The organism is Glutamicibacter sp. M10, assembly GCF_025452055.1.
GTDB lineage: Bacteria > Actinomycetota > Actinomycetes > Actinomycetales > Micrococcaceae > Glutamicibacter.
The window spans coordinates 1,845,714-1,870,131 of record NZ_CP104918.1; the positions used below are offsets into that span (position 1 = coordinate 1,845,714).

Here is a 24,418-nt window from a genome sequence, read left to right on the forward strand (position 1 = left end):
GTAGCACCGCTGGCTACCAAAGCCAGCAGAGTGCAGGACAGTACGGTAGCAACGGTTCGGCCTATGGTGCACCTTACGCAGCAGGCGCCGGAACTCAAGCAACCTACCCAGTTCCTCCGCAGAAGGATCCACGCGAAAAGAAGCGCTTTGCAGGAAGCACGCTAATCGCAGGCATGGTGGCTGCAGCATTAGTGGGTGGCATTACGGCAGCCGGAACCACCTACTTGCTCGATGATTCTGGTAGCTCCTCCGCATCGTCGAATTCCGGCACAAATCAGGGTGTTGTTATCAACAACCCTGATAAGGTCACCGAAGTCACCGCAGCCGCAGCCAAAGCTAGCCCAAGTGTGGTCACCATCGAGGTCTCCGGAAACGGAAGCAGTGGTTCGGGTTCGGGCATCGTTCTGGATAAGTCGGGCAATATCCTGACCAATACCCACGTGGTTACCCTTGGTGGAGAAGTAGCAGATCCCAAGATCACTGTTCAGATGAACGACGGAACAGTGCATTCTGCAAAGGTCGTTGGAACCGACCCAATGTCGGACTTGGCAGTAATCAACATTGAAGCTGACGGCCTCGTGCCGGCAACCATGGGTTCATCTTCTAAGCTGAACGTCGGCGACACCGCCGTAGCCATCGGTGCACCGTTAGGTTTGAGCGGAACCGTGACCGACGGAATCATTTCAACGGTCAACCGTACGATTTCCATTGCTTCCTCGGCCGTGCCTGATGACAGCAGTTCATCGGAAAGCCAGGACGATAACCAGTTCAACTTCCAGTTCCCTGGTCAAGAAGAACAGCAGCAACAGCAACAATCCAGCGGTTCGATCTACGTCAACGTCATTCAAACGGACGCAGCGATCAACCACGGTAACTCCGGTGGCGCGTTGGTTAACTCCAGCGGCGAAATCATTGGCGTGAACGTAGCCATTGCTTCCTCGGGTTCCGGCACCACTTCAGGTGATGAAGGCGGCTCCATCGGTGTTGGCTTCGCCATCCCGATTGATTACGCAAAGCGTGTTGCCCAGGAACTGATTGACAATGGCTCGGCTACCCACGGTTTGCTTGGCGCTACTGTCACCGCTCAGGCTTCGGATACCAGTGGGGGCAGAACGCTTCGTCCTTCTCGGTTGGTGCTCAGGTAGTCAGCGTGAGCGACGATTCGGCTGCAGCTAAGGCCGGACTTCAAAAGGGCGACGTGATCACCGGTGTGAATGGTCGTTCAGTGAAGGATTCGCAGACAGTCACCGCTGCCATTCGAGAAATCCCCGCCAACGGCGAGGCTGAAATTCGCTTCACCCGTAACGGCAAGGAGCAGACTGCCAAGGTCAACGTAGGGACCTTGTCAAATAACTAAATAAAGTCGTAATGAAGACGTAGTGAATTCAGTGACGCAGGCAAGTGACCAACTTGCCTGCGTCACTTCCTGCATATTCGTCGATAAACAACGAGTCACCCTCGATGTATCGATACGATAGTCAGTGAATAAGAAAGTCCGTCGGTGCCAGTGGCCCGATGGGCGCCATAGTTTTGTAGGAAGGCTCGAATGACCGAGGAAAACACGGCGCCGCTGAAAATAGTGGTGTTGGTCAAACACGTTCCAGATGTGCAATTTGATCGTCACATCGATTCTGGCTCATTACGCTTAGATCGCTCAGAATCCGTTTTGTCGGAACTGGACGAATACGCGGTTGAAGCAGCTGTGGCACTGGTTGAATCCCAGGGCGGTTTTGCAGCTGGGCACGAGGTCATCGCAGCAAGCATGGGTGGTAAGAGCGCCAGCAATTCCATCAAGAAGGCTTTGCAGATGGGCGCCAGCTCAGGCGTGCACCTTAACGATGAAGCGCTGATCGGTTCAGATACCGTGGTCACATCCAAGGCTTTGGCAGCTTTGGTGGAGCACGTGGGCAACGTTGATTTGGTTGTTACGGGAATGTCCTCCACTGACGCGGAAACCTCAGTCGTTCCAGCACAGTTGGCTGAACGGCTGAACTTCGCACAGCTGACCCACGCGTTGAGCGTTGACTTTGATGGTGCAAGCCGCGAATTGAGCATTCGCCGCGATCATGCCGAGAGCACGCTGACCTTGGCTGCTGCGCTTCCTGCGGTCTTGTCCGTGACAGATCAGGCAAACGATCCTCGTTACCCAAACTTCAAAGCCATCATGGCTGCCAAGAAAAAGAGCATCACTGAACTCAGCGTGGCCGATCTTGGGCTGGCCGCCGAAGCTGTAGGAGCTGCTGGTTCCCGCGTTGCTGTGCTTAGCGCTGAAGCTCGCCCTGCCCGCGAAGCAGGCACCGTCATCAACGACAGCGGCCAGGCTGGAATTGCCCTGGTTGATTTCTTGGCCGAACAAAAGCTGATCTAAGGAATTTTGAACATGCCTTCAGCACTAGTATTTTTCACTGAACTCGCCGACGCGCCTTCGAAGGCGCAGCGTGAGCTTCTGACCCTTGCCGCCAGCATTGGCGAACCAACCGTGGCTGTGGCCTCAGAGGTTTCGCAAGCAACTGCAGAACAGCTGGCTAGCTACGGCGTAGCCAAGCTTCTGGTCGCACCGGCTAATCATGCCTCGTTCCTAGAGCATTCACTTTCGGTTCTTGAAGCCGCCGTGAAGCAGTCCGCCGCGGACGTAGTCTTGGTGGCTAACGATAACTTCAACCGTGAAGTCGCCGCCCGCATCGCCGTGCGCGTTGAGGGATCAATCGTCACCGATGCCATCAACGTCAGCGCCGATTTGGTAGTCACCAAGGACGAACTGGCAGGAAGCTACAGCGCCCAGGCGCAGGCTACCGGCGGAGTCCTCTTTGTCACTCTCAAGCCAAACAGCATCGAGGATGCACCACAGAGTGCAGCCGCTGAAGTGTCCATCAACGAGCTGGCAGCAGAGACCAGCGCCGCGGAAAAGGTTCGCATCGTGGGTACCGAAGGGAAGGTTGTCTCTGACCGACCTAAACTCACCGAAGCTCGCGTGGTTGTGGCCGGCGGCCGCGGTGTGAACGGCGACTTCGGTGCCGTGGAGCAATTGGCTGACGCACTGGGCGGCGCCGTTGGTGCATCGCGTGCAGCAACCGATGCCGGGTGGATTTCACACGACGCCCAGATCGGGCAGACCGGTGTTACCGTTTCTCCACAGGTATTTATCTCCGCGGGCATTTCTGGCGCTATCCAGCAGAAGGCCGGCATGCAGACCAGCAAGTGCATCATTGCCATCAACAAAGACGTGGACGCACCCGTCTTCGAAATTGCTGATTTTGGAATCGTCGGAGACCTTGCCAAGGTCCTGCCACAGGCTGCAGAAGAGATTCGACGCCGTCAAGCATGATTGATACGACAAAATTCATTGGTGGCAACACCGAGCGAGTTCTCGCTTTCGGAGCCCATCCTGATGATTTAGACTTCGGCGCAGCCGGGACTATCGCAGCCTTCACCGCAGCCGGTGTAGAAGTTCAGTACTGCATCATGACGGACGGTGATGCTGGCGGATTTGATGATCGGGACCCAGCAGAAACTGCTGCCCTGCGTCATCAGGAACAAAAGCAGGCCGCCAGCAAAGTTGGTGTACAGACCGTACATTTCTTAGGTGAACGCGATGGCTTCCTGGAAGTCAATCAGGAAGTCTTGCGCAAGGTTGTCAGACTGATCCGTCAGGTCAAGCCGACAATCGTGATGGCCATGCACCCTGAACGTAACTGGGATCGAATTCAACGCTCGCATCCTGATCATTTGGCCTGTGGTGAGGCAGTTACTCGTGCCATTTACCCAGCGGTGGAGAACCCCTTCGCCTATCCTGAGCTGCTTCGCGACGAAGGTCTAGATGCCTACAAGGTGCCGTGGCTGTGGCTCTATGGAGCGCCGAAGGAACGTGAGAACGGTTTTGTAGACATCACCGATTTCTTTGACCAGAAGATGGATGCTTTGCGCTCTCACTTCACTCAGCACCCCGATGTTGAGGCGATGGAACGATTTGTTGTGCAGCAGTGTACTGCGAACGCTCAACGTGCTGACTTCGCGGATGAAAAGCTCGCAGAGGCTTTCCACCTAGTTGCAGTTAATGCTGACGATACGATTGCTGGTTTTTAGCCGGAGCGTTTGAACCTGTAGTACCTGAACAAAAGACAGTGCCCGTGGTCGGTAGGGAATTTCTCCCACACCGTCCACGGGCACTGATTCGTTTAAAGCTTGAATCCTTGATTAGGAACCTTCGGTATTCTGAGCGTCAGCCTTCCTAGTGAAAGGCACGTCTACCGAGGCTTCAGTATCTTCAGAAGGAGCTGCTGGGATCTTTGAATTTTCTACCGTGATGTGAATAGCAATCACATCTTCTGCGGGGCTGAATCCAGCGGACTCGTCCTCACCGGAGCTCGTAGTAATCACCGACACGCTACCCGATTCATGAACTGCCCAAGCAACGTACTTTTCTGATTCATCTAGTGGAGGCAACGAGGCTAGCTCCACGCCGATGGCGTCCTTTGACTCAGACGTGCTCAGCGTAGCTTGGCCACCGCTCTTGAGCTGCACGTTCACGCTCTGAGCATCGCTAGCTTTGGACGCCTTAGATGCTTTAGGCCCGCCAGTGAGCAAGGAAATGAGGACGGCTGCCACGACGGCAATAACAAGAATTCCAACAACTATGAAAATCCAGCGCTTGGGCCTGGTCTTTCGCTCGGCTGGTGAGCTGCTGGCCACATGGCTCACCAGATCAAGTCCAAGGTCGTCGTCCTGAGGCTCATCGCGGTGCTGTGGTTCGCTACCGTTCATTGTCTTGGATTCTCCCGAAATGTTGTCGGCACAGTTCAATACTCGCAAAGCTGCAAGCACACTATGAGCCTACTTTATAAAGATTAGGTACAGCTGTATACGTGGCGGTTGAAGACTGGTAGCTTATGCGCCGGCGAAGCCGTGCTGACGCCACGCTTCATAGACGGCAATCGATGCGGTGTTGGCCAGATTAAGCGAACGACGTCCGGACAGCATGGGAAGGCTGACCAGATCGGTAACCCGCGGGTGCTTCTTATCCTCGGCGCTCAGTCCTTCCGACTCCTTGCCGAAAAGCAAGATGTCACCTGGCTCGTAGCTCACCTCGGTGTACACGGTTTTTGCCTCGGAGGTGAACGCAAAGACACGCCCCTCGCCTAGAGCTTCGAAGGCAGCGTCGAGGTTCTCATGCACGGTGACATTAGCCATGTCATGGTAATCCAAACCCGCGCGACGCAGATTTGCGTCCTCGAAATTGAATCCTAGGGGCTTCACCAAGTGCAGTTCGGCACCGGTGATAGCGGATAGGCGAATGGCATTACCGGAATTACCCGGGATCTCTGGGGCGTTGAATACGATACGAAACACATAACCAGTTTAAGCGTTCTTCGCACGCTATTGCGCCATTGAGGTTAGTACATCGCCTCACGCAGGTGTGCCAAGGCCAAACGGTCCACAATATTTGGTGTTGGACCTGATCCCAAGAAGAGTTTTAGCTCGCGGATGAGTGCTGCAGCATTAAGAACATTCGGGGTGGTGGCCAGCGTTGGATCAGCGTTGCGGTGGTATTCGATGACCGGTTCATGGCGGTTCCCATTGGGGGAGAGCACCAAGGTAAAGGGCACCACATTCATCTGCATAAAACTTCGTTGAAGCGACGAGACTGAAAATTGTGGCGGTTGAGTCATCTTATTTCCGTGGCGCAGAACGCTGCCGTCGAAAGAGTAGTAGCCCTCGGGCAGCGTCATCGTGTTAATGACGGCCATGCGGTATCCGGCAAGAATCACGTGGTCATACTGCCCGCCATGTGGGGAATTTAGGCCATTTACTAAGCGGGCGGCCGGGAGCACATTGAGTACGTTCTTATTGAGTAGATTGATCGTATTGGCCTCACGTACGAGTCGTGAGCGGTTAGCGAACAATCCACGTTTGCGTGGTTCACCGTGGATTCTTTGCTCTGAGAGTGTGCGGCTTAGCCAGGTGAATGATTCATCCGACAGCTCGGGGACGTAGTGTGTTGAGAGCTGTGCTTTGGGCTGCTGCGGTGTTGTACGAAGTCGTTCATCGTACGGGCGAGCGGTAAAGCCGGCGCGTGGTGCCTCGCCGGGTTTCTGGAAAGTCTGGTCGTGGCTAATCGGATTGTTGTACTCAGAGATATCCTGAAATGCCTGCTGGACCTGTCTGAACTTCTCTTCACTGCCGCCGAGGTCGGGGTGGGTTGCACGCGCAGCCCGACGATAAGCTACTTTGATTTCTTCCAGGCTGGCCGAAGGAGCAACACCAAGGATTTCATACGGGCTCGGTATGCTCATGGTGCAGTGGGATCCTTTCGACGGCAACGGCCTCTTGCCGCTGCATCTCATTTTAGCTAATTGATTCTGACAAGTACTTGGGTTGTGTTGACTGCCTCAGTAATCTTTATGTACATGGCCCCCAATGACGCCCCAAGCATTGTCCGCATCGTCTTTCACCCGTCAACGGGCAATGGCAGAGCGCTGGCGCGTGCGCGCAAGGGCGCCGCGGCCTTGAAGCAGAGGGGCATTGGCTATGAGCTGTTGGACACTAGCTTCGCAGAACACGCAGAACTTCCGGCGCTGACCGACGCCCACAAGGCGTTGATCATTGTTGGGGGAGACGGGCTAATTCATCGAATGATCCCTCAAGCGCTTGGTTCAACTGTGCCGGTCGGAATCATCCCCGCTGGCAGTGGCAATGATTTTTGGCGCATGACCGGACACCGCGACTTTGAAGACTCGTTAGACAAGGTGATTTCATATTGTTCCTCTGGTACCGAAACTACGGGCGTTGATGTACTGGAACTTCAATTTGAAGTGGCTACCGATCCGCAGCCCAAGTACGCGCTGGGGGCGGTTTCATGGGGAGCCGAAGCCAAGATCAATGCTGCGGCAAATGCCTTGCCGCGCCAGCTCGGATCCTTCAGATACATTCTTGGAATTGCCTTGAGCCTCCCCAAACTTAAAGGGTTCCACACCGTAGTTCAGTCAGGACCATATCGATATGAGGGGTCCGCACTGGCAGCGAGCATCGCCAATATTCGTTCACTGGGCGGTGGCATTAGGCTCTTTCCAACCGTTGACTTCAGCGATGGCCAATTGGAATTGGCCATGGTCCGCGGCTTAAAATTGATTCCCGTTCTACCGCTGATTCCCAAGATCATTCTTGGTGCTAAGCATTCGCGGAAGGTGAGCAGGCAACTAACGGAAGCCCACATTCAGACGCGCGAGGATAGCTACGCAGACGGGGAATACGTTGGTACAGGAAACTTTCGAGTACGCGTGATCCCTGCGGCCATCAAGCTGATTTGTTGATCCGATAGTCGCTGAACAGCATGTTCTCTTCCTCAAAGAGGGAGTGCAACGAGAACTGCTGAAAGGTTTCCTTGTCGTGGGCGGTGATGCGTTTGCCTTCGCCAGCCACCAGAACAGGGGAGTAGCTCACGCAGGCCGAATCAACGGCGCCGGCTGTAGCAAACTGACCGAAAATATGAGGCCCGCCCTCGCAGTGGATGAATCCCAGATCATGTTGATCAAGGTAGGCAACAATCTCGGCGGCGTCGCAACCACCGTCGCGCTGTGCGACCTGGATCAGCTCAACGTCCTCTCCGAAGGACTGACGCAGTTCGGCGGTGACGTCAACCGTGGTGAATACCATGACCGGTACTGGAGACTGGGTAAAGATGGGGGCGTCAGGATCCAAATTTAGGCCTGTTGAGATAATTGCCAATGCTGGGTGTGCGCGCAGCCGTGAGAAGTTCTCCATTGGCTGTCTTGAGCAGAGACCAATGCTCCTTCGTAGCCTTCGGCACGAACAGTCCCGGAGCCCACCACTATGACATCGGCCAACCGACGTATTAGGGCAAAAATTCGATGGTCACCCTCTGAACCCAACGCTGCCGAGAGCCCATCAACCTGGGCGCTTCCGTCGATGCTGCTCACAAAGTTGAAGCGCACAAAGGGGCGTTGCTTGCTGTTGTAGCGTTCCAGAAGCTGTTCGTCGCTGATGTTTGTGATTGATTCAGGTAGCAAGGCTCGCATCGGTTGAACTCCTTCTAGTTGCTTTGACTGCGTTCCGGATGAGCGGGAGGATTTACGTCCCCCATATTATGAATTTGATACGCAGGTTCTCGCCAGCCGTGGGTGGCTTCTATCATGCGAACCATTTGTACCGACTCTGCGATGTTGTGCATACGTAAGATGCGCGCTCCGTTCATGGCGCAGATCGTCGCTGCGACCATGGAGCCGAGGGTGCGCTCCGATTTAGGCAGGTCCAACGTCTCTCCGATGAAGTCCTTATTCGATACAGCGGCCAAGGCAGGGTATCCCAAGTTGGCGAACTCTTCGAAGCGTTCGGTGAGCTCTAAAGTGTGTGCGGTGTTCTTGTTCAGATCGTGGCCCGGATCCACGATGATCTTGGACGGTGAAATACCGGCATCGAGAGCCACCTGAACCTTTTGACTCAGATACTCGCGCACTTCAGCCACTACATCGGTGTAGGTAGGGCGTGGGTAAATCGTTCGCGGTTTGGCCAACGAATGAGTAATCACCAGATGTACGTCGTTTTTCGCAACAACCTGCGCGAGCTCGGGATACGCCAAGCCGGTCGTATCGTTGATGACGTCGGCGCCGGCTTCGATGGCTGCCTGGGCCACTTTAGGTTGGAACGTGTCGGCGGAGATGATTACGTCGCTGGCTTCGCGCACCGCCTTGATCACCGGAACGATGCGTTCAGCTTCTTCTTCCCACGCTAGTTCTGGACCGGGAGAGAAAGGGACTCCGCCGATATCAACCCAGTCCGCACCGGCTTGTACGGCTTGAAGCGCCGCGTTCACTGCCTGATCCAAAACGAAGGTGGAACCTGCATCATAGAAAGAATCCGGGGTGCGGTTGATCACTGCCATGACGGCAATTTGACGGGAGAAATCGATGGTTTTCCGCGAAAACTCATGCACCGGAACCAACAGGTCAGGCTTGAACATCGATAACTTCTCCCTTGCAGTAAACGGTTGGTGCCAACAGGTCCTGACTCATTCATACCATTGAGCACCCGGGCAAGGCAGAATTCGGTGTCAGACCTCGCTAGGCTAAAGACATGCAGTTTTCACATATCCCAGCAGAACGTGGCCAGTGGGTAGCTTCTGCCTGCGCATCGGCCGACCCAACCACAGTGGTCGCCCAAGTTCCCGTAGGTTACGAACGTTACGTTCGGATCTTGCACCCAGCCCTGGACGAAGATGATCAATTGGTCAGCTGGGCCACTGCAGCGCATAGTCGTAATCACATCATTACCGCTGCGGATCTGTTTGAAACCGTGGCGGGTTTGGACGCGCAAGGAAACCCCACCGCTGAAGACTCATGGGTGGATACGGACTTGCCTCTGGATCAACTTCCCGAAGGTCAGTGGCAGTCACTGGTTAAGACCTTGACCGGTACTGACGCGGCAGACCAGCGATACGTTGCCGGTCTGTGGGCAGGCTACGCCTTCATCGAGGGTGGGGAGCGAATCCAAATTGATCAGGAACCCGACCCTCAGCTCACTGAAGAAGAAAATCAGCAAGCCTTTGAGGCGGCACTGGCGCTGGCCCAGCAACCAGCCTTCGGCGCAGAAGTGCTGGAATCCGCACCATTGGAATTGGGTGGCGGCTACCGGAACTACCACCTGTTTGAAGTGGATAAAGAGTTCTTGGCCCGCCCAGTGTGGGCGCGGACCTCCGACGGTGAGCAGACTCAACGCCCGGCGTTGACCTTTGCCACTGATCACCGGTGGATGCTGTCCACCGAACCATTTGATGACTGCACCATTCTTGGTGGCCCCGCAGATTTGATCGAAGCGGTGCTGGCAAACCCTGATTTGGAAACCATTGAGGTCGGCCAATTCACACGGATTGGGCATTCAAACGAGGCTGACTAAAGCCGTACCATTAAAGAGCTATGAATACTTCCGCCGTTTACCTGGATCATGCGGCAACTACTGATCTAAATCCGGCAGCCTTGGCTGCCATCACCGAACAATACTCGCGTACTGGCAACCCTTCGTCACTGCATGGGGCAGGCCGTAGCGCCAACCGTGTAGTTGATGAATCACGCCAAGCGGTCGCGACTGCTGCCGGCGCTCACCCCAGTGAGCTCATTTTTACTTCAGGCGGCACCGAATCAGACAACCTTGCCATCAAGGGACTGTTTTGGAATCGTGTGGCAAAAAACGATCACGCGCGCACAATTGCCTTGACCGGTATTGAGCACCACGCAGTACTTGATACTGCAATGTGGTTAGAAGAGCACGACAACGCAACGCTGCTCTGGCTGCCGGTAGACCACGACGGGGTTATTGATCTTGAAGCGGCGGCTGCACTATTTGCTGAACACCATGAGCACATCGCTGTAGCGACATTGATGTGGGCCAATAACGAAGTGGGTACCGTACAGCCGGTGGCGGCCTTTGCCGCCCTGGCTGCTCAGTACGGCATTCCGGTTCACTCAGATGCGGTACAGGCATTCGGCGCAGTTCAAGTGGAGTTCGCCAAGTCAAACCTAGCGACCATGGCCATTAGTGCGCACAAGATTGGTGGGCCGGTAGGCATCGGCGGGCTGTTGGTACGTCGCGACATTGTTCTCACCCCGGTACAGCACGGCGGTGGTCATGAACGAAAGCTTCGTTCCGGGACGTTGAATGCGGCCAGCGCCGCAGGATTTGCCGCAGCAGCCAACGCCGTGCGTGCACAGCTTGGTGACGAAGCCCAACGATTGAGTCAATTGCGCGAATACGCGGTACAGCGCATTACCCAGTTGATTCCTGAGGCACAGTTCAACGGACCACGTGATGCGGCCAACGAGGGCACCCGGTTGCCTGGAAATCTGCATTTCACTTTCCCTGAATGTGAGGGAGATTCATTGCTCTTCCTCTTGGACATGGTGGGTATCGCTTCGTCGACCGGCTCGGCATGTACCGCTGGCGTTCCACAGCCTTCTCATGTTTTGCTGGCTATGGGACGAGATGCGCGCAGCGCTCGCAGTGTGCAACGCTTCACATTGGGGCATACATCCACGCGCGCAGACGTTGACGCATTAATAGAAGCTTTGCCAGAAGCGTATGCAAAGGCAAAGAAGGCTGGCATGGCAGCCGATGAAAGCAGCATCCACACGGCAGGAACAGGGTTTACACGATGAAGGTACTAGCAGCGATGTCCGGAGGCGTGGACTCGGCGGTTGCCGCAGCTCGCGCAGTTGAAGCCGGCCATGATGTCGTCGGTGTCCACCTAGCCCTCTCACGCATGCCAGGAACCCTGCGTACCGGTTCGCGCGGTTGCTGCACGGTGGAAGACTCTAACGACGCATGGCGTGCCTGCGACAAGCTGGGGATCCCGTTCTACGTGTGGGACTTCTCCGACAGGTTCGCCGAAGACGTGGTTCAGGACTTCGTTGACGAATACGAGGCAGGGCGCACCCCAAACCCTTGTATGCGTTGCAACGAGAAGATCAAGTTTGCTGCCCTGCTTGAAAAAGCACTAGCTCTAGGCTTTGACGCAGTATGCACCGGTCACTACGCCAAGGTATTGCGTGATGACAACGGTGCACCAGAACTACACCGTGCCGCCGATTGGGCTAAGGATCAGTCCTACGTACTGGGTGTGCTGACTCATGAACAACTTGAGCACTGCATGTTCCCACTGGCAGAAACTCCATCTAAAGCTGAAGTACGTGCCGAGGCAGCAGCTCGCGGGCTGACCGTGGCCAATAAGCCAGATAGCTACGACATCTGCTTCATTCCTGACGGCGACACCCGCGGATGGCTTGCTGAGCGAATCGAAATGAAGCCCGGCGAAATTGTTGACCATGAGGGCAATGCCCTGGGTGAGCACGAAGGCGCACAGGCGTTCACTGTGGGTCAGCGCAAGGGTCTGCGCTTGGGCCGTCCGGCAGCCGATGGTAAGCCGCGCTTTGTGCTCGAAATCCGTCCGAAGGAAAACAAAGTTATCGTCGGTCCTGAAGCATTGCTGGCGGTAGATCAGCTGCGCGGAATCAGGATCTCTTGGGCAGGTGTTCCGATCGCTGAGGTCTTCACCGGCGAAAAGTTTGACTGCATGGTTCAGGTGCGTGCCCACGGCGACCCAGTCGAGGCAGTAGCGCATATGGAGCGTTCCGCGGAAGGACGCGACGAGCTCGTAGTCAACTTGCCTGAGGGCATGCGTGGCGTGGCACCGGGCCAGACCATGGTCGTTTACCAGGGCAGTCGAGTGTTAGGCCAGGCGACCCTTGATTCGGCCCGTTCCAGTGCGTGGGATTCTGAAAAGGTCAACTAGTTCAAAGACAAAATCCTCGCCTTCCAGATGCAAAAATCTGAGAGGGCGAGGATTTTTTACCCAAAAACAACTAGCTACCCAATTGGCGGCTAGTAGTTCATTCTGTGCTTAGCCTTCGTCAACAATGCCAAACATGTGGGCGGAAATGTCTTGGTACTCCACGCGAGTCTTACCGGCTTCTAGTTTGGGAAGCTGAGCTGGGGAGTGGATGTGGCAATGGACAAAGTCAAAGGTAGGCCACCACTTTTTGGGGCGCTCGTATTCACTGAATCCACATACTGCGCAGACCAGATGGATCCACACCGGACGCTTGCCGGTGCGGTTTTCGCGCGATTGAGCCAGCCACGCCGGTGGATTGGTGTTCAACTCTCGGAATTCCGCTTCGGTCATCCGCGACGGAACTCCATGGCGCTTGGCCATCTCTACAGGGATATCTAACGCGATTGCCGCGTCTCTACGAGTCATCATTGACATCTAGCTTATGTCACCAAAGATTTCTGGTGGGAAGAATTTTTCTAGGAGCATCAAACCGTGCAAAACGCCGTGGTCTCAAGCACATATTGATCCGTTGCCAGACGCAAATCTGGCCGGTAACCGTAGGTTTTGTTCGTATTTGGTGCGGTGCATCACTTAGGATATGTGAAACATGTGTTAATCATCACCGCACATGCGTGTACCTAGAAAAGGACCTTTCATGACTCGCACAAAGAACGGACTGCGACTCGCAGCAGCCGTTGTGGGTATTTCTGCCCTAGCTCTGACCGGTTGCACCTCAGCCGCAGAAGACAGCAACTCCGGTGACTCGGGCAAGACTAGCGCCCCCATCACTCTAGGAACCACCGATAAAGTGACCTCCCTGGATCCAGCAGCATCTTATGACAGCGGTTCGTTCATGGTCATGAACCAGATTTTCCCGTTCCTGTTGAATTCCGAGCCTGGCAGCCCAGATCCATCCAACTCCCTGGCTGAGTCGGCAGAATTCACCACTTCTACCGAGTACACGGTCAAGCTCAAGACTGGTTTGAAGTGGGCCAACGGACACGACCTGGATTCCAAGGACGTAAAGTTCAGCTTCGATCGCCAGCTCAAGATCGCAGATCCAAACGGGCCATCCTCGCTACTGGGCAACGTTGACTCCATTACGGCACCTGACGCCAGCACTGTGGTCTTCAAGCTCAAGGTTGCTACTGACCAGACATTCCCACAGGTTTTGACTTCACCGGCTGGACCGATTATTGATGACGAAGTCTTCCCAGCCGACAAGGTTCTGGATGACCAGAAGATCGTTGAAGGCAAGGCCTTCGGTGGCCAGTACGTGATTGATTCGTACAACAAGAACAACCTGATCTCCTTCAGCGCCAATGATTCCTACGCAGGTGTCTTGGGCAAGCCAGCCAACGACAAGGCTGCGATCAAGTACTACGCGGATGCCAATAACCTGAAGCTCGAAGTTCAGCAGGGCAAGATTGACGTCGCATGGCGTTCACTGACCCCAACGGACATCGAAGACCTCGGCAAGGACGAGAAGCTGACCGTTCATAAGGGTCCAGGTGGCGAACTGCGCTACATCGTCTTCAACTTCGACACCATGCCATATGGTGCCAAGACCAGTGACGCCGATGAGAAGAAGTCTTTGGCTGTGCGCCAGGCCGCTGCTCACCTGGTAGACCGTGAAGCCATTGCAAAAAACGTCTACAAGAACACCTTCACCCCTGCGTATTCATATGTTCCGCAGGGATTCACCGGAGCTGCCGAGCCGCTGAAGGATCTGTACGGCACCGACGGCAAGCCAGATGCAGCCAAGGCTAAGAAGGTTCTTGAAGACGCAGGGGTCAAGACTCCAGTCAAGCTTGCCTTGCAGTACAACCCAGATCACTACGGTCCAAACTCCGGTGATGAATACGCATTGGTTGAAAAGCAGCTTGAAGCCGACGGTCTGTTTGACGTTGATTTGAAGTCCACCGAATGGGTGACCTACCAGAAGCAGCGCGTCACCGACTACCCTGCCTACCAGCTGGGTTGGATGCCGGATTACTCGGATGCCGATAACTACCTGTCGCCGTTCTTCGCCAAGGACAACTTCCTGTCGAACAACTACGACAACCCAGAGGTCGACAAGTTGATTTCAGATCAGCGTGGCATGACCGATGTGGCTAAGCGCACCGAAGCAATTGAGAAGTTGCAGACCATGGTGGCTGAAGATCTGTCGACACTGCCACTGTTGCAGGGTTCCCAGGTTGCCATTGCTGGCAAGGACGTCAAGGACGTGGACAAGACTTTGGATGCCTCATTCAAGTTCCGTCTAGGCGTACTGAGCAAGTAATTTAGCTCTGCTCAAAAACATCAAATCGAAGGGGATCTGACGTGTGCGTGAGTACCAGCGCACGTTAGATCCCCTTGGCATGTTCCCAGATAACACCCAGTACTGGGCTCATGCCACGCATCCTGAACCATAAGGACTGACGATGACTATCACGTCACCACCCGGGCAAGAAGTTAGCCCGATAGCAGCACCTAAAGCCAAGAGCCAGGGCGGCGGATTCCTCCGTTACCTGATCACCCGATTCTTGCTGATTATTCCCACTGTTTTCATCCTCATCACAGTGGTCTTTTTCCTCATGCGCGTGACCGGAGATCCGATCACTGCAGCTATGGGTGGACGCTTGACCCCAGACCAGCTGGCCGCCAGAATCCATGAAGCCGGTTACGACCGACCAATGCTGATTCAGTACTTTGAGTACCTCGGGCAGATCTTCACCGGCGACTTGGGTCGTACGTTGAGCGATAACCGCGCCGTCACCGAAGTACTGACCACCTACGGGGCAGCGACCCTAGAACTAGCAATCAACGCCGTAATAGTCGCATTGCTCGTCGGAATTCCGCTGGGGCTGGTCGCGGCCAAATTCCGTGACCGCTACCCTGATGCCATCTTGCGCATCCTGGCGATTCTTGGCTACGCAACTCCAGTGTTCTTTGCAGGCCTGATCCTCAAACTTGTATTTGGTGTGTGGCTGGGCTGGTTGCCAATTAGCGGACGCGCCGACTGGGAAACCGAACTAACCCTCACCGGTTTGCAGAGCCCGTCAGGCATTTACTGGCTAGATGCCCTGCGAAGCGGAAATATGGAAGCGTTCTGGAACGTCGCCACGCACGCGTTGCTTCCTGCCCTGGCATTGGGTCTGCTCACTGGCGGCGTGTTCTTGCGCCTGGTACGCACCAACGCCATCGGAACCTTGGGACGTGAGTACGTTGAAGCTGGACGTTCCCGCGGTGTTAGCGAATTCCGTCTGACCACCAAGCACGCCTACCGCCCAGCACTGATTCCGATTATCACCGTGATGGGCCTGCAAATTGCCATGCTCCTCGGTGGCGCGGTACTGACCGAAACCACCTTTGAATGGTCCGGCCTAGGCTTCAAGCTCGCCGAATACCTCACCGCCCGTGACTTCGTGGCAGTGCAGGGCATCGTGGTGCTACTGGCCATAATCGTTGCCGTGACCAACTTTATTGTTGACGTTGTTGCTGCATTGATCGACCCGAGAGTCAGGTACTAAACATGACTACACCAACTTTGCCTAGCTCCGCCGGCTCACGGTTCAAATCATTACCGGTCATTTCACACCTGCGTATGTCCTCTGGACTTCAACGTGGCATGCTCGTGGCTGGTCTTGTACTGTGCGCAGTATTCATTCTCAGCGCGCTCTTGGCTCCACTGCTGGCACCATTTGGCTTTGCCCAGTCCTCAGATGCATCTGGTGACTTCCCACGCCAAGCTGCCCCGGACGCAAAGTTCCTTTGGGGGACCACTTCCACTGGGTACGACGTCTTCTCACGCACCCTGTTCGGTGCACAAACTGCAATCTGGGTCATCCTGGCCGCAGTAGTCATGTCTTTGTTCATCGGCGTACTGCTGGGACTTATTTCCGGCTACCTCGGTGGCTGGTTTGATCGCATCATGGTGGTCCTTGCAGACGCTATCTACGCTGTTCCCCTCACTGCTGCTGGCCATCGTGATGTCCATTGTGATTTCGCAAGGGCAATCCTCGCTCTTTGGCGGCATTATGGCAGCAGCAATATCCATTACTGTCGTATTCATTCCTCAGTACTTCCGTGTGGTCCGAGCCGAAGTGATGCGTCTGAAGGCAGAACCATTTGTGGAATCCGCACAGGTTATTGGCGCAAGCCCATGGCGGGTGATGTTTACCCACCTACTGCGTAACGCCACCCGTACCCTGCCATTGATCTTCACTCTGAACGCTACCGAAGCACTGCTGACCCTCGCCGGGTTGGGCTTCTTGGGCTTTGGTATCGAACCGACCGCCGCCTCCGAGTGGGGCTATGACCTGAACCGCGCGATGTCCGATGCGACCAGTGGTATTTGGTGGACTGGAATGTTCCCAGGCCTGGCCATCGTACTCACCGTGATGGGCCTGACCTTGGTTGGCGAATCCATGAATGATCTCAACGATCCGCGTTTGCGGCGCTTCAGCCGTAAAAGGCAAAGCGAATTACCCAGTCCGCACAGGCAGGAGCAAGCAAGTGAAACACAGTTCTGCAGCTTCGCCGTCGAGTAATGACGCCGAGAACGTACTGAGCATTCAGGGCCTGAACATTGACTTTGTCACCGACGCAGGAGCAGTTCCAGCCGTGCGCGGCGTGGACCTGCACGTCAAGGCAGGGAGATCCTGGCTATTGTGGGCGAGTCCGGTTCAGGCAAGTCCGTGACCGCTCGCACCGCGCTGGGAATCATGGCCGAAAACGGTGCAGCCCGCGGCGCGGTGTACCTGAACGGAAAGAACATGCTCACCCTTGGTGGGCATGAGCTACGTGCAGTGCGCGGACGCGACGTCGCGATGGTCTTCCAGGAACCTTCCACGGCACTGAACCCGGTGTACACCGTGGGTTGGCAGATCATGGAGGGGATTCGTACCCACAACAAGATTTCCAAGAAGGAAGCCAAGACGCGCGCGATTGAAGCGATGGCTCAGGTGGGTATTCCGGATCCAGAGCAGCGCGTGAATTACTACCCGCACCAATTCTCCGGTGGTCAAAAACAACGTGTGGTCATTGCAGCGGCACTGGCGCTAAAGCCAAAACTGATTGTCGCCGATGAGCCAACCACAGCGTTGGACGTTACGGTACAGGCCGAGATTCTCTCCTTATTGCGAGACTTGCGCGAAGAACTGGGTACCGCCATTGTCATCATCACGCACAATATGGGCGTGGTAGCTGACATCGCTGACCGAGTTGTGGTGATGAACCAGGGAAAGATTGTCGAACAAGCTCCGGCCCTGGAGCTGTTTGAACGCCCACAAGAGGACTACACCAAAGCACTGTTGGCTGCTGTGCCTCACCTAGGCAGAGACAGCGCTTCGGCTGCGCTGACCCAGCGTCCGCACCAGGACGCGCCAGTCATTGTTGAAGCTCAAGGGCTAGGGGTGCATTTCCCGGGTCGCTTTGGCTCACCAGGTTTCACCGCGGTCAAAGATGTTGACCTGAAAATTCACGCAGGCGAGGTTTATGGCCTTGTGGGTGAATCCGGATCTGGCAAAACCACCATCGGTCGAAGCATTGCAGGTCTGAATCGAATCAGCTCGGGTTCCCTGAAGGTGCTGGGCTATGAGATGGCATCGTTCAAGGAACGTAGCTTCAAACCCTTGCGCGAGCAGATCGGGTTTGTCTTCCAGGATCCTGCCGCCAGCTTCAATCCGCATCTGACCATCGGAGAATGTGTAGCCGAGCCGCTGGCTGTGCACCGCGAGCTGAATCCTTCCCAAAGTAGGAGCAAGGTCAACGAACTGCTTGAAGCGGTACAGCTTCCCGCAGGTTTTGCCCAGCGCTACCCGCATGAGCTTTCTGGAGGTCAGCGTCAGCGTGCCTCCTTGGCTCGCGCCTTGGCCTTGGATCCAAAACTTTTGATTGCTGATGAACCAACCAGCGCGTTGGACGTGTCGGTGCAGGCCAAGGTTCTTGAACTCTTTAGGGAACTGCAAACGGAGCTCGGCTTTGCTGCGCTGTTTGTGTCGCATGACTTGGCGGTAGTAGATCAGCTGGCTACCTGGGTGGGCGTACTTTACCGCGGTAGCTTGATTGAGGAAGGTCTTGGCTCCAAGGTCTTGGCGCAACCTCAGCATGCATACACACAGCGGTTGATTGCTTCACTTCCTGTGCCAGACCCACGTGAACAGGCCCAACGCCGAGCGCTGATTGAGGAACTGAACCAAGCCTCCAAGTAGCCCGGCAGTTTTGCCCGTGCCCCAGTTGCGCGACCCGCCGCAGCTGGGGCATGTCACTTTGTGGTGGTTTTGAGAGGTGAACCCGTAAACTTGAGACCATGAACGAGCCGAAAAACCCTGCACAACACGAGTCATTCGACCCGCACGCCAGCTCGTTGCACGGCGAGGTAAAGAATGAAGTCCTCGACGAGTTGTACGCCATCCGGGGCAGCATCGATAACTTCGACGCACAGTTGGTTTACCTGCTGGCCGAACGATTCAAAGCAACCCAGCGCGTTGGACACCTCAAAGCTGAGCACAAGCTGCCACCAAGCGATCCAAATCGTGAAAAGGCGCAAATCGAACGCCTACGCGCCCTAGCCATTGAAGCGCATCTCGATCCAGAATTCGCAGAGAAATTGCTGAATTTTGTGATCTCTGAAGTCATCCGCCATCACCAGAATATTTCTGACTCACATAACGATGCCTGAAGAACACCTCGGCCAACGCACTGACGTTTTTGTCACCTCCTTCTGTCAATTTCCCGGCACGGAACCGCTGGAAATACATGAAGTAGTGCGCGGGGAACTGGGCGAACCCAACCTCGCTGTACTCCCACAACTCGTAGACCGCGGGGTAGGGGCAGACGCGGTAGGGCGCAGCGCCACGTTGCTCGCAGACCTCGGTTTTGACTTGCAGCCCCATGGGTGGCGAGTCGGAGTTAACGACGGCATCGACGCACGGCGCGCACGCAGCATTCTGCGCAGCGACGAAAACTTGCTGGCAGATGTCCTTGGCGCGGAGCAAAAACCTGCACAGCGGATCAAGCTCAGTGTGCTTGGCCCGTGGTCGTTAGTGGCCAGCGTGTACCTGAGCAATGGGGAACGCTCGATCAGTGACCACGGCGCTCGCCGTGACATCATTGCTGCGTACGCCCATGGAGTCAGGGAACACGTAGCGCGGCTCGCCCGAGCTACCACTTTGCGATCCTTCACCGTGCAGTTAGACGAATCCCTTATCGGTGACGTGCTTGACGGAACGATTAAGACTTCCAGTGGTTATCGAACCCTGCGTTCAATTCCTCGCTCAGAAGTTCGTAGCGCCTACCAAGAATTTCTCAAGGTGCTCACGGACGAATCCTCGAACCTTTCCGTTCAACCGGTTGTTAATCTGCCAACCGCCGACGAGCGGTGGATTGAGCGTATTGATTTGCTGAACCAGGCTGGCATCACCGCGATGATTGTGGACCCGCACGGACTAAACCACCGAAAGTGGGAGCGCATCGCCGGATTTGTTGAGGGCGCCGGGCAGATCTTCCTGCAGGTTCTCACCCCGAAGCTACCTGCCCCCGGCGTAGTTGAGGCGGTGCATTCGATTCTTCGGCCGTGGCACCAGCTGGGACTCTCCGATGCGCAACTTGGATCTTTGACATTGATGCCTAGAGGGGATTTCAGTGCGTGCTCCAGCTCTGAAGCAGTGGACACTCTACAGAAGCTCTCGACCTATGCCCAAGCGTTGGAGCAAACTCGCGTCGACGCGTAATCGATTGTGTTATCACTGCCGGTCACAGCCGGAAATTACCGGTAAATCATGTATCTTTGAAAGAGTGGTAATGCTGATCTGCCCGGTTTGAACAGATGGTTGAAACCTCAGAGCTAGGTTGCAGGGGGATAAAGGATGAAAGCACGGATTTTAGTCGTTGACGATGATGAAGCATTGTCGGAAATGATTGGTATCGTCTTGCAAAATGATGGCTTTGACGCCGCATTTTGTTATGAGGGTTCAGGCGCCTTAGCGGCCTTCCGTGAATTTAACCCAGACTTAGTCCTGCTTGATCTCATGCTCCCGGGCATCGATGGCATTGAGGTCTGCAAGCAGATTCGTGCTGAGTCCGACGTACCGGTGGTCATGCTGACCGCTAAGTCCGACACCGCTGACGTAGTTCGCGGCCTGGAATCGGGCGCGGATGACTACGTTCCTAAGCCATTTAAGCCAGCAGAATTGGTAGCGCGCGTGCGTGCTCGTCTGCGACCAAATGAAACCCACGCAGCTGAAACGCTGCAGGTTGGCGAAGTCACCATTGATGTTGCTGGGCACCAAGTGACCCGTGGCAATCAAGCGGTTTCATTGACTCCACTAGAATTCGACCTCTTGGTCACCATGGCACGTAAGCCTAAGCAGGTCTTTAGCCGCGAACAGCTGTTGGAAGCTGTCTGGGGTTACCGCCACGCAGCAGACACCCGTTTGGTCAACGTTCACGTTCAGCGTTTGCGTTCAAAGATCGAGATTGATCCAGAGAAGCCTCAGATCATCCAAACCGTACGCGGGGTGGGATATAAGGCGGGTTCGGCAAGTTGAGTTCACACACGTCGACCGGTAAAGAGTTGGTTCCGCTCGACGTGTCTGCCCACTCTAAGCCGAAACGCTTTACCGTCGCTAAGCTTCGCTCGTGGATTCGGCGTCCTTGGACGGAATTGAAGCTGCGCTGGCAGCGGCATCTGATCTACCGCACCGTTATTTCCACGTTGCTCTTTACGACTCTTGCTCTGCTTGCTGCTGGCGCGTTCCTTTCTAATCAGATCGCTTCCACGCTTTACGATGAGCGAGTTAACCAGATCTCTAAGGAATCTGAGCGCGGCCTGACTCAGGCCCGTTCCATCCTTGAATCTGCGTCAACTACTGACCGCGCCTCGACTCAGGCCTTGGTGAATTCCACCTTGGCCTCCCTCGAAGGTGACGGGGCCACCGTAGTGCGTGACTTTGTGCTCATGCCAATTGCTGGAGATCAAAGTCTCTACGTCGGTCCCATGGCTTCAGGGTCATTGACCACCCGCGTTATCCCGCAAGATTTGGCCGAACGTGTGGCCGGTGAGCAGGGCATCTACTGGCGTTCTGTCGAACTTGGCAGTGCTGACCAGGCGCAGCCAGGGTTGGTTGTTGGTACAAAGGTCCTGATTCCGCCAGGCCGCGAGTACGGACTGTACTTGGTCTATGACCTCTCCAGCGTGCAGGACACTCTGGAATTCATTAACCGTGCACTGTCTTTCACCGGCCTTATTTTGCTGGTGGTAGTTGGCTTTGTTGCATGGTCGGTGGCGCGAACCGTCGTTCGACCTGTGGCTGATGCCGCCTACGTTTCTGAGCGCATTGCCTCAGGCGACCTGGACCGACGAATGAAGGTAGCAGGCAAGGATGAGGTTGCCCGACTGGGCACAGCCTTCAACCATATGGCCCAGTCTTTGCAGGAGCAGATTACCCAGCTGAATAATCTCTCCGCCATGCAGCAGCGCTTCGTTTCTGACGTGTCCCACGAATTGCGAACACCACTGACCACGGTGCGCATGGCCGCCGAAGTTATTCACGATGCCCGCGAAGATTTTGATCCACTAACTTCACGCTCTGCTGAGCTGATGTACAACCAAATTGAGCGCTTCCAGCACCTGCTTAATGATCTGCTTGAAGTCTCACGCTTTGATGCTGGTGTTGCGGTCCTTGACCGAGAATCAACGGACCTGAACGCCATTGCACGCAAAGTTGTTGATACTGCGACGCCGGTGGCCGACGAATACGGTTCGATCATCCGACTCAGCGCACCGGCCGAAGGCTGCGTAGCTGAAGTTGATCCACGCCGTGTAGAACGTATTATCCGTAACCTAGTGCTCAACGCTGTAGAACACGGTGAAAGCAATCCAATTGACGTCACCATTGCTGAAAATCATTCGGCAGTAGCCTTGACCGTGCGTGACTATGGAATTGGCATGACTCCAGAAGCCAGCCTCCACGTATTCGACCGGTTCTGGAGGGCCGACCCCGCCCGTGCCCGCACCACCGGTGGCTCCGGGTTGGGACTATCGATTTCTATGGAAGATACTCGACTGCACGAGGGCCGCTTGGAAGCTTGGGGCAAGCCCGACGTGGGTTCGGTCTTCCGCCTGACGCTTCCCAAGTCTGAAGATCACGAGATTGATTCGTCACCGCTGCCACTGGAGCCTGCCGTATCTGAAGCCATCCTGAACACCACGGGAGACAGCTTCCCGTTGACTGGCGAGGTGCCCAAGATTGGTTACACACCGTTGATTCTTCCTTCCGAAGATGAACAAGCACACGACGATGTGGCCGATCCTCGAAGCAGCGGCCCGGAGTCCAAGAAGGAGAGAAACTAGTGAAAAACAAAGCCCTCTTCTTTCTTTCTTCGCTGCTCATCGGAGCAATGACCTTTACTGGTTGTGCAGCAATTCCGCGCTCTTCCGGCGTCCAGCAAATCGAAGCTGGCGCGGAAGATTCCAGCGGCGAAAGTTACAGCTACGCGGCCGAAGGTCCAGCCGAGGGTGCGGACGCACGCGAAATTGTTGATGGCTTTGTTGAAGCTGGCCGCTCAGTTGCCGAGGACTACGCAGTGGCCCGCGAATATATGAGCACTGACTTGCGCAACACCTGGCGTGGCGATACCCAGACTTTGATCTACGAAGCGTTCAACGTGGTCAACGGTGCCGACGCGAATCAATACACAATTCAGCTAGAGATCACCGGGGAAGTAGACGCCCAAGGTATTCGGACTAACTACCCAAACCACACCACGCGTGCGGTAGATATTAAAGTAGCCAAGATTGATGATCAATGGCGGATCGTCAAAGCGCCTAACGGCACCATGCTCGAAGCCTCGACCTTCACCAAGATTTTTGCTGCACAAAGCCTCTACTTCTACGACGCTAGCTACTCCTACCTTGTCCCGGACATTCGATGGTTCACCTCGGGCTCAGGAACCACCACCTCCATGGTTGAAGCGTTGCTCAAAGGCCCAGCCCCTTATCTGCAAAATGCGGTGGTGTCAGCCTTCTCCTCGGCGAGCCAACTGGTGCGCTCCGCCGTTCCGGTGCGCGACCGTGAAGCCACTATCGACTTGAACTCGGATTCGTTTACCGACACCACAGACAACACTTTGTTGTTGATGAAACAACAGGTTGAAGCGACACTGACCGGGCTATCATCCGTGGATTCGGTCAAGATGCTGCGCGAGGAAAACGACGTGAACCTGGCGTCTGATGATTCCAAGATCGAGCCGGCACAGATCAACCCGAGCACTCAAGATACGTTGATCGGTGTTTCCGATCAGGACTTGGTCTACGTCAAGGGACGCTCGATCATTCCTGTGGGCGGACTGCCCGACGTTTCAGCTTACGATCCGCGTGACCCTGCAATGTCTCCTGTGGGCAATAGCTACGCCTTCCTCAATGACCGTCGCACCCAGCTGTGGGGGATTAACGACCAAGGCAAACTTCGTCTAGAGCTCAGCGGACAAGACTTGATCCAGCCGTCAATGGATGTCGCAGGCTGGACCTGGACTGCCGATAACGGGGCGAAGACCCCGATTATGGCAATCCCAGAAGACACCGCAACTAAGGGTGAAGCCCGTCCGATTGACGTGGCATGGCTTGAAGGTGCCAATATCGATTCCTTCCGAATTTCCCGAGACGGCGCACGTGCATTGATTGTGGCCAGTGAAGGATCTTCCACATCCGTCTACGTTGCGGGCATTATTCGTGACGCTGAAGGTGTTCCGCGTGGGCTGACCGACACTCCAATGAAAATCTATCCAGAGGTCCCGGTGAACACTGCGCTGTGGGACTCGGATAGTTCCATCATCGTAGCCAAGTTGGAAGATTCCGAGGCCGTTGAAGCTGCCCAAATTACCTTTGAAGGTGGAAGTGAACATTTGCAGCTATTGCTGGGAATGATTGGCATTGCCACCGGAGTCGGCGGAGGCCGCGAGGTCTACGCACAAACCAAAGAAAAGCTCTACACCCGTGTTGGTAATTCGTGGCACGAATTAGATGATTTCGCCCAAGACGTTTCATATCCTGGCTAAGCTGGCACTTATTCCACAATTGGTCTTGCTGCCCAGTCACGA

At 55.3% G+C, this 24,418-nt stretch carries 22 protein-coding genes and 3 pseudogenes; 18 read left to right on the top strand and 7 right to left on the bottom strand.

The features are described 5' to 3' along the window. The first annotated feature begins 173 nt into the window (after positions 1–173). The 5 genes and pseudogenes from N6V40_RS09055 (at position 174) to N6V40_RS09075 (ending at position 4,083) form a co-directional block, all read left to right on the top strand. Positions 174–1,145: a S1C family serine protease gene (locus tag N6V40_RS09055; RefSeq protein WP_262199713.1), complete on the top strand. Its 972-nt coding sequence runs from the start codon at positions 174–176 to the stop codon at positions 1,143–1,145. After that, positions 1,139–1,357: pseudogene (locus N6V40_RS09060) on the top strand (PDZ domain-containing protein); the annotation flags it as partial. The gene N6V40_RS09055 and the pseudogene N6V40_RS09060, both read left to right, overlap by 7 nt. A gap of 189 nt (positions 1,358–1,546) precedes the next feature. Continuing rightward, positions 1,547–2,368: an electron transfer flavoprotein subunit beta/FixA family protein gene (locus N6V40_RS09065; protein ID WP_207306462.1), complete on the top strand. Its 822-nt coding sequence runs from the start codon at positions 1,547–1,549 to the stop codon at positions 2,366–2,368. A 12-nt stretch (positions 2,369–2,380) separates the two neighbouring features. Beyond that, positions 2,381–3,325, top strand: coding sequence for an electron transfer flavoprotein subunit alpha/FixB family protein (locus tag N6V40_RS09070; RefSeq protein ID WP_262197386.1), 945 nt, complete (start codon positions 2,381–2,383; stop codon positions 3,323–3,325). Then, the gene (locus N6V40_RS09075) at positions 3,322–4,083 is read left to right on the top strand and encodes a PIG-L deacetylase family protein (RefSeq protein ID WP_262197387.1); all 762 of its coding nucleotides are present in this window, start codon (positions 3,322–3,324) and stop codon (positions 4,081–4,083) included. Before N6V40_RS09070 ends, N6V40_RS09075 begins: the two co-directional genes overlap by 4 nt. Positions 4,084–4,194: 111 nt before the next feature. Here the strand turns inward: N6V40_RS09075 and N6V40_RS09080 are convergent, their stop codons facing one another. The 3 genes from N6V40_RS09080 to N6V40_RS09090 all read right to left on the bottom strand — a co-directional run bounded on the left by N6V40_RS09080 (position 4,195) and on the right by N6V40_RS09090 (position 6,290). Beyond that, complete coding sequence (locus tag N6V40_RS09080; protein WP_262197388.1) at positions 4,195–4,761, bottom strand: anti-sigma factor domain-containing protein; 567 nt, start codon at positions 4,759–4,761, stop codon at positions 4,195–4,197. A 123-nt stretch (positions 4,762–4,884) separates the two neighbouring features. After that, on the bottom strand, positions 4,885–5,346 hold the full coding sequence (locus N6V40_RS09085) for a tRNA (cytidine(34)-2'-O)-methyltransferase (RefSeq protein WP_131088600.1): 462 nt from the start codon (positions 5,344–5,346) through the stop codon (positions 4,885–4,887). Between the two features lie 44 nt (positions 5,347–5,390). Next, positions 5,391–6,290 carry a J domain-containing protein gene (locus N6V40_RS09090; RefSeq protein WP_262197389.1) on the bottom strand — a complete coding sequence of 300 codons (900 nt, stop codon included), beginning with the start codon at positions 6,288–6,290 and terminating at the stop codon, positions 5,391–5,393. Between the two features lie 114 nt (positions 6,291–6,404). Here N6V40_RS09090 and N6V40_RS09095 point away from each other — a divergent pair, with 114 nt between their 5' ends. Next, positions 6,405–7,307, top strand: a complete 903-nt coding sequence (locus N6V40_RS09095; protein ID WP_262197390.1) for a diacylglycerol/lipid kinase family protein — start codon at positions 6,405–6,407, stop codon at positions 7,305–7,307. On the opposite strand, the gene N6V40_RS09100 is transcribed toward N6V40_RS09095, so the two are convergent. From N6V40_RS09100 to folP, 3 genes are read right to left on the bottom strand one after another with little or no spacing between them, the layout of a single operon-like run. Further along, the gene (locus tag N6V40_RS09100; RefSeq protein WP_262197391.1) at positions 7,291–7,758 is read right to left on the bottom strand and encodes a dihydrofolate reductase family protein; all 468 of its coding nucleotides are present in this window, start codon (positions 7,756–7,758) and stop codon (positions 7,291–7,293) included. The two genes, N6V40_RS09095 and N6V40_RS09100, sit on opposite strands and share 17 nt — an antisense overlap. Further along, complete coding sequence (locus tag N6V40_RS09105) at positions 7,698–8,033, bottom strand: dihydrofolate reductase family protein (protein WP_262197393.1); 336 nt, start codon at positions 8,031–8,033, stop codon at positions 7,698–7,700. The genes N6V40_RS09100 and N6V40_RS09105 overlap by 61 nt, the downstream gene beginning before the upstream one ends. A gap of 14 nt (positions 8,034–8,047) precedes the next feature. Beyond that, positions 8,048–8,974: a dihydropteroate synthase gene (gene folP, locus N6V40_RS09110; RefSeq protein WP_131088596.1), complete on the bottom strand. Its 927-nt coding sequence runs from the start codon at positions 8,972–8,974 to the stop codon at positions 8,048–8,050. Between the two features lie 113 nt (positions 8,975–9,087). Between folP and N6V40_RS09115 the strand changes: the two genes are divergently transcribed. Genes N6V40_RS09115 through mnmA form a run of 3 tightly spaced genes read left to right on the top strand, consistent with a single transcriptional unit; the run spans position 9,088 to position 12,295 of the window. Then, a complete protein-coding gene (locus N6V40_RS09115) occupies positions 9,088–9,906 on the top strand; it encodes a hypothetical protein (protein WP_262197394.1) in 819 nt (272 codons plus the stop codon). 20 nt (positions 9,907–9,926) lie between these two features. Continuing rightward, positions 9,927–11,162 (top strand): cysteine desulfurase family protein, encoded by a 1,236-nt coding sequence (locus tag N6V40_RS09120; protein WP_262197395.1) that lies wholly within the window; start codon positions 9,927–9,929, stop codon positions 11,160–11,162. Continuing rightward, a complete protein-coding gene (gene mnmA, locus N6V40_RS09125; RefSeq protein ID WP_131088593.1) occupies positions 11,159–12,295 on the top strand; it encodes a tRNA 2-thiouridine(34) synthase MnmA in 1,137 nt (378 codons plus the stop codon). Before N6V40_RS09120 ends, mnmA begins: the two co-directional genes overlap by 4 nt. 108 nt (positions 12,296–12,403) lie before the next feature. Here mnmA and N6V40_RS09130 read toward each other — a convergent pair whose 3' ends face one another. Further along, positions 12,404–12,763 (bottom strand): hypothetical protein, encoded by a 360-nt coding sequence (locus N6V40_RS09130; protein ID WP_131088592.1) that lies wholly within the window; start codon positions 12,761–12,763, stop codon positions 12,404–12,406. A gap of 226 nt (positions 12,764–12,989) precedes the next feature. Between N6V40_RS09130 and N6V40_RS09135 the strand changes: the two genes are divergently transcribed. From N6V40_RS09135 to N6V40_RS09175, 9 genes and pseudogenes are all read left to right on the top strand, one after another. Beyond that, the gene (locus N6V40_RS09135) at positions 12,990–14,618 is read left to right on the top strand and encodes an ABC transporter substrate-binding protein (RefSeq protein ID WP_262197398.1); all 1,629 of its coding nucleotides are present in this window, start codon (positions 12,990–12,992) and stop codon (positions 14,616–14,618) included. Positions 14,619–14,760: 142 nt separating this feature from the next. After that, complete coding sequence (locus N6V40_RS09140; RefSeq protein ID WP_262197400.1) at positions 14,761–15,849, top strand: ABC transporter permease; 1,089 nt, start codon at positions 14,761–14,763, stop codon at positions 15,847–15,849. A 2-nt stretch (positions 15,850–15,851) separates the two neighbouring features. Then, positions 15,852–16,869 (top strand): annotated as a pseudogene (locus N6V40_RS09145) (ABC transporter permease). After that, positions 16,835–18,531, top strand: a pseudogene (locus tag N6V40_RS09150) (dipeptide ABC transporter ATP-binding protein). Before N6V40_RS09145 ends, N6V40_RS09150 begins: the two co-directional pseudogenes overlap by 35 nt. Before the next feature lie 98 nt (positions 18,532–18,629). Next, positions 18,630–19,001 (top strand): chorismate mutase, encoded by a 372-nt coding sequence (locus N6V40_RS09155; RefSeq protein ID WP_131088587.1) that lies wholly within the window; start codon positions 18,630–18,632, stop codon positions 18,999–19,001. Next, complete coding sequence (locus N6V40_RS09160) at positions 18,994–20,052, top strand: uroporphyrinogen decarboxylase/cobalamine-independent methonine synthase family protein (RefSeq protein ID WP_262197402.1); 1,059 nt, start codon at positions 18,994–18,996, stop codon at positions 20,050–20,052. The genes N6V40_RS09155 and N6V40_RS09160 overlap by 8 nt, the downstream gene beginning before the upstream one ends. A 135-nt stretch (positions 20,053–20,187) precedes the next feature. Continuing rightward, the gene (gene mtrA, locus N6V40_RS09165; protein WP_131088585.1) at positions 20,188–20,868 is read left to right on the top strand and encodes an MtrAB system response regulator MtrA; all 681 of its coding nucleotides are present in this window, start codon (positions 20,188–20,190) and stop codon (positions 20,866–20,868) included. Next, positions 20,865–22,673 (top strand): MtrAB system histidine kinase MtrB, encoded by a 1,809-nt coding sequence (gene mtrB / locus N6V40_RS09170; RefSeq protein WP_262197403.1) that lies wholly within the window; start codon positions 20,865–20,867, stop codon positions 22,671–22,673. Before mtrA ends, mtrB begins: the two co-directional genes overlap by 4 nt. Then, positions 22,673–24,376, top strand: a complete 1,704-nt coding sequence (locus N6V40_RS09175) for an LpqB family beta-propeller domain-containing protein (RefSeq protein WP_262197404.1) — start codon at positions 22,673–22,675, stop codon at positions 24,374–24,376. Before mtrB ends, N6V40_RS09175 begins: the two co-directional genes overlap by 1 nt. Positions 24,377–24,418: the final 42 nt, after the last annotated feature.

Excerpts from the sequence above, each read along its gene's own strand:
- N6V40_RS09055 (WP_262199713.1), top strand. The coding sequence starts at position 174 with ATGGTGGCTGCAGCATTAGTGGGTGGCATTACGGCAGCCGGAACCACC.
- N6V40_RS09065 (WP_207306462.1), top strand. The coding sequence starts at position 1,547 with ATGACCGAGGAAAACACGGCGCCGCTGAAAATAGTGGTGTTGGTCAAA.
- N6V40_RS09070 (WP_262197386.1), top strand. The coding sequence starts at position 2,381 with ATGCCTTCAGCACTAGTATTTTTCACTGAACTCGCCGACGCGCCTTCG.
- N6V40_RS09075 (WP_262197387.1), top strand. The coding sequence starts at position 3,322 with ATGATTGATACGACAAAATTCATTGGTGGCAACACCGAGCGAGTTCTC.
- N6V40_RS09080 (WP_262197388.1), bottom strand. The coding sequence starts at position 4,761 with ATGAACGGTAGCGAACCACAGCACCGCGATGAGCCTCAGGACGACGAC.
- N6V40_RS09090 (WP_262197389.1), bottom strand. The coding sequence starts at position 6,290 with ATGAGCATACCGAGCCCGTATGAAATCCTTGGTGTTGCTCCTTCGGCC.
- N6V40_RS09095 (WP_262197390.1), top strand. The coding sequence starts at position 6,405 with ATGGCCCCCAATGACGCCCCAAGCATTGTCCGCATCGTCTTTCACCCG.
- N6V40_RS09100 (WP_262197391.1), bottom strand. The coding sequence starts at position 7,758 with ATGGAGAACTTCTCACGGCTGCGCGCACACCCAGCATTGGCAATTATC.
- N6V40_RS09105 (WP_262197393.1), bottom strand. The coding sequence starts at position 8,033 with ATGCGAGCCTTGCTACCTGAATCAATCACAAACATCAGCGACGAACAG.
- folP (WP_131088596.1), bottom strand. The coding sequence starts at position 8,974 with ATGTTCAAGCCTGACCTGTTGGTTCCGGTGCATGAGTTTTCGCGGAAA.
- N6V40_RS09115 (WP_262197394.1), top strand. The coding sequence starts at position 9,088 with ATGCAGTTTTCACATATCCCAGCAGAACGTGGCCAGTGGGTAGCTTCT.
- N6V40_RS09120 (WP_262197395.1), top strand. The coding sequence starts at position 9,927 with ATGAATACTTCCGCCGTTTACCTGGATCATGCGGCAACTACTGATCTA.
- mnmA (WP_131088593.1), top strand. The coding sequence starts at position 11,159 with ATGAAGGTACTAGCAGCGATGTCCGGAGGCGTGGACTCGGCGGTTGCC.
- N6V40_RS09130 (WP_131088592.1), bottom strand. The coding sequence starts at position 12,763 with ATGATGACTCGTAGAGACGCGGCAATCGCGTTAGATATCCCTGTAGAG.
- N6V40_RS09135 (WP_262197398.1), top strand. The coding sequence starts at position 12,990 with ATGACTCGCACAAAGAACGGACTGCGACTCGCAGCAGCCGTTGTGGGT.
- N6V40_RS09140 (WP_262197400.1), top strand. The coding sequence starts at position 14,761 with ATGACTATCACGTCACCACCCGGGCAAGAAGTTAGCCCGATAGCAGCA.
- N6V40_RS09155 (WP_131088587.1), top strand. The coding sequence starts at position 18,630 with ATGAACGAGCCGAAAAACCCTGCACAACACGAGTCATTCGACCCGCAC.
- N6V40_RS09160 (WP_262197402.1), top strand. The coding sequence starts at position 18,994 with ATGCCTGAAGAACACCTCGGCCAACGCACTGACGTTTTTGTCACCTCC.
- mtrA (WP_131088585.1), top strand. The coding sequence starts at position 20,188 with ATGAAAGCACGGATTTTAGTCGTTGACGATGATGAAGCATTGTCGGAA.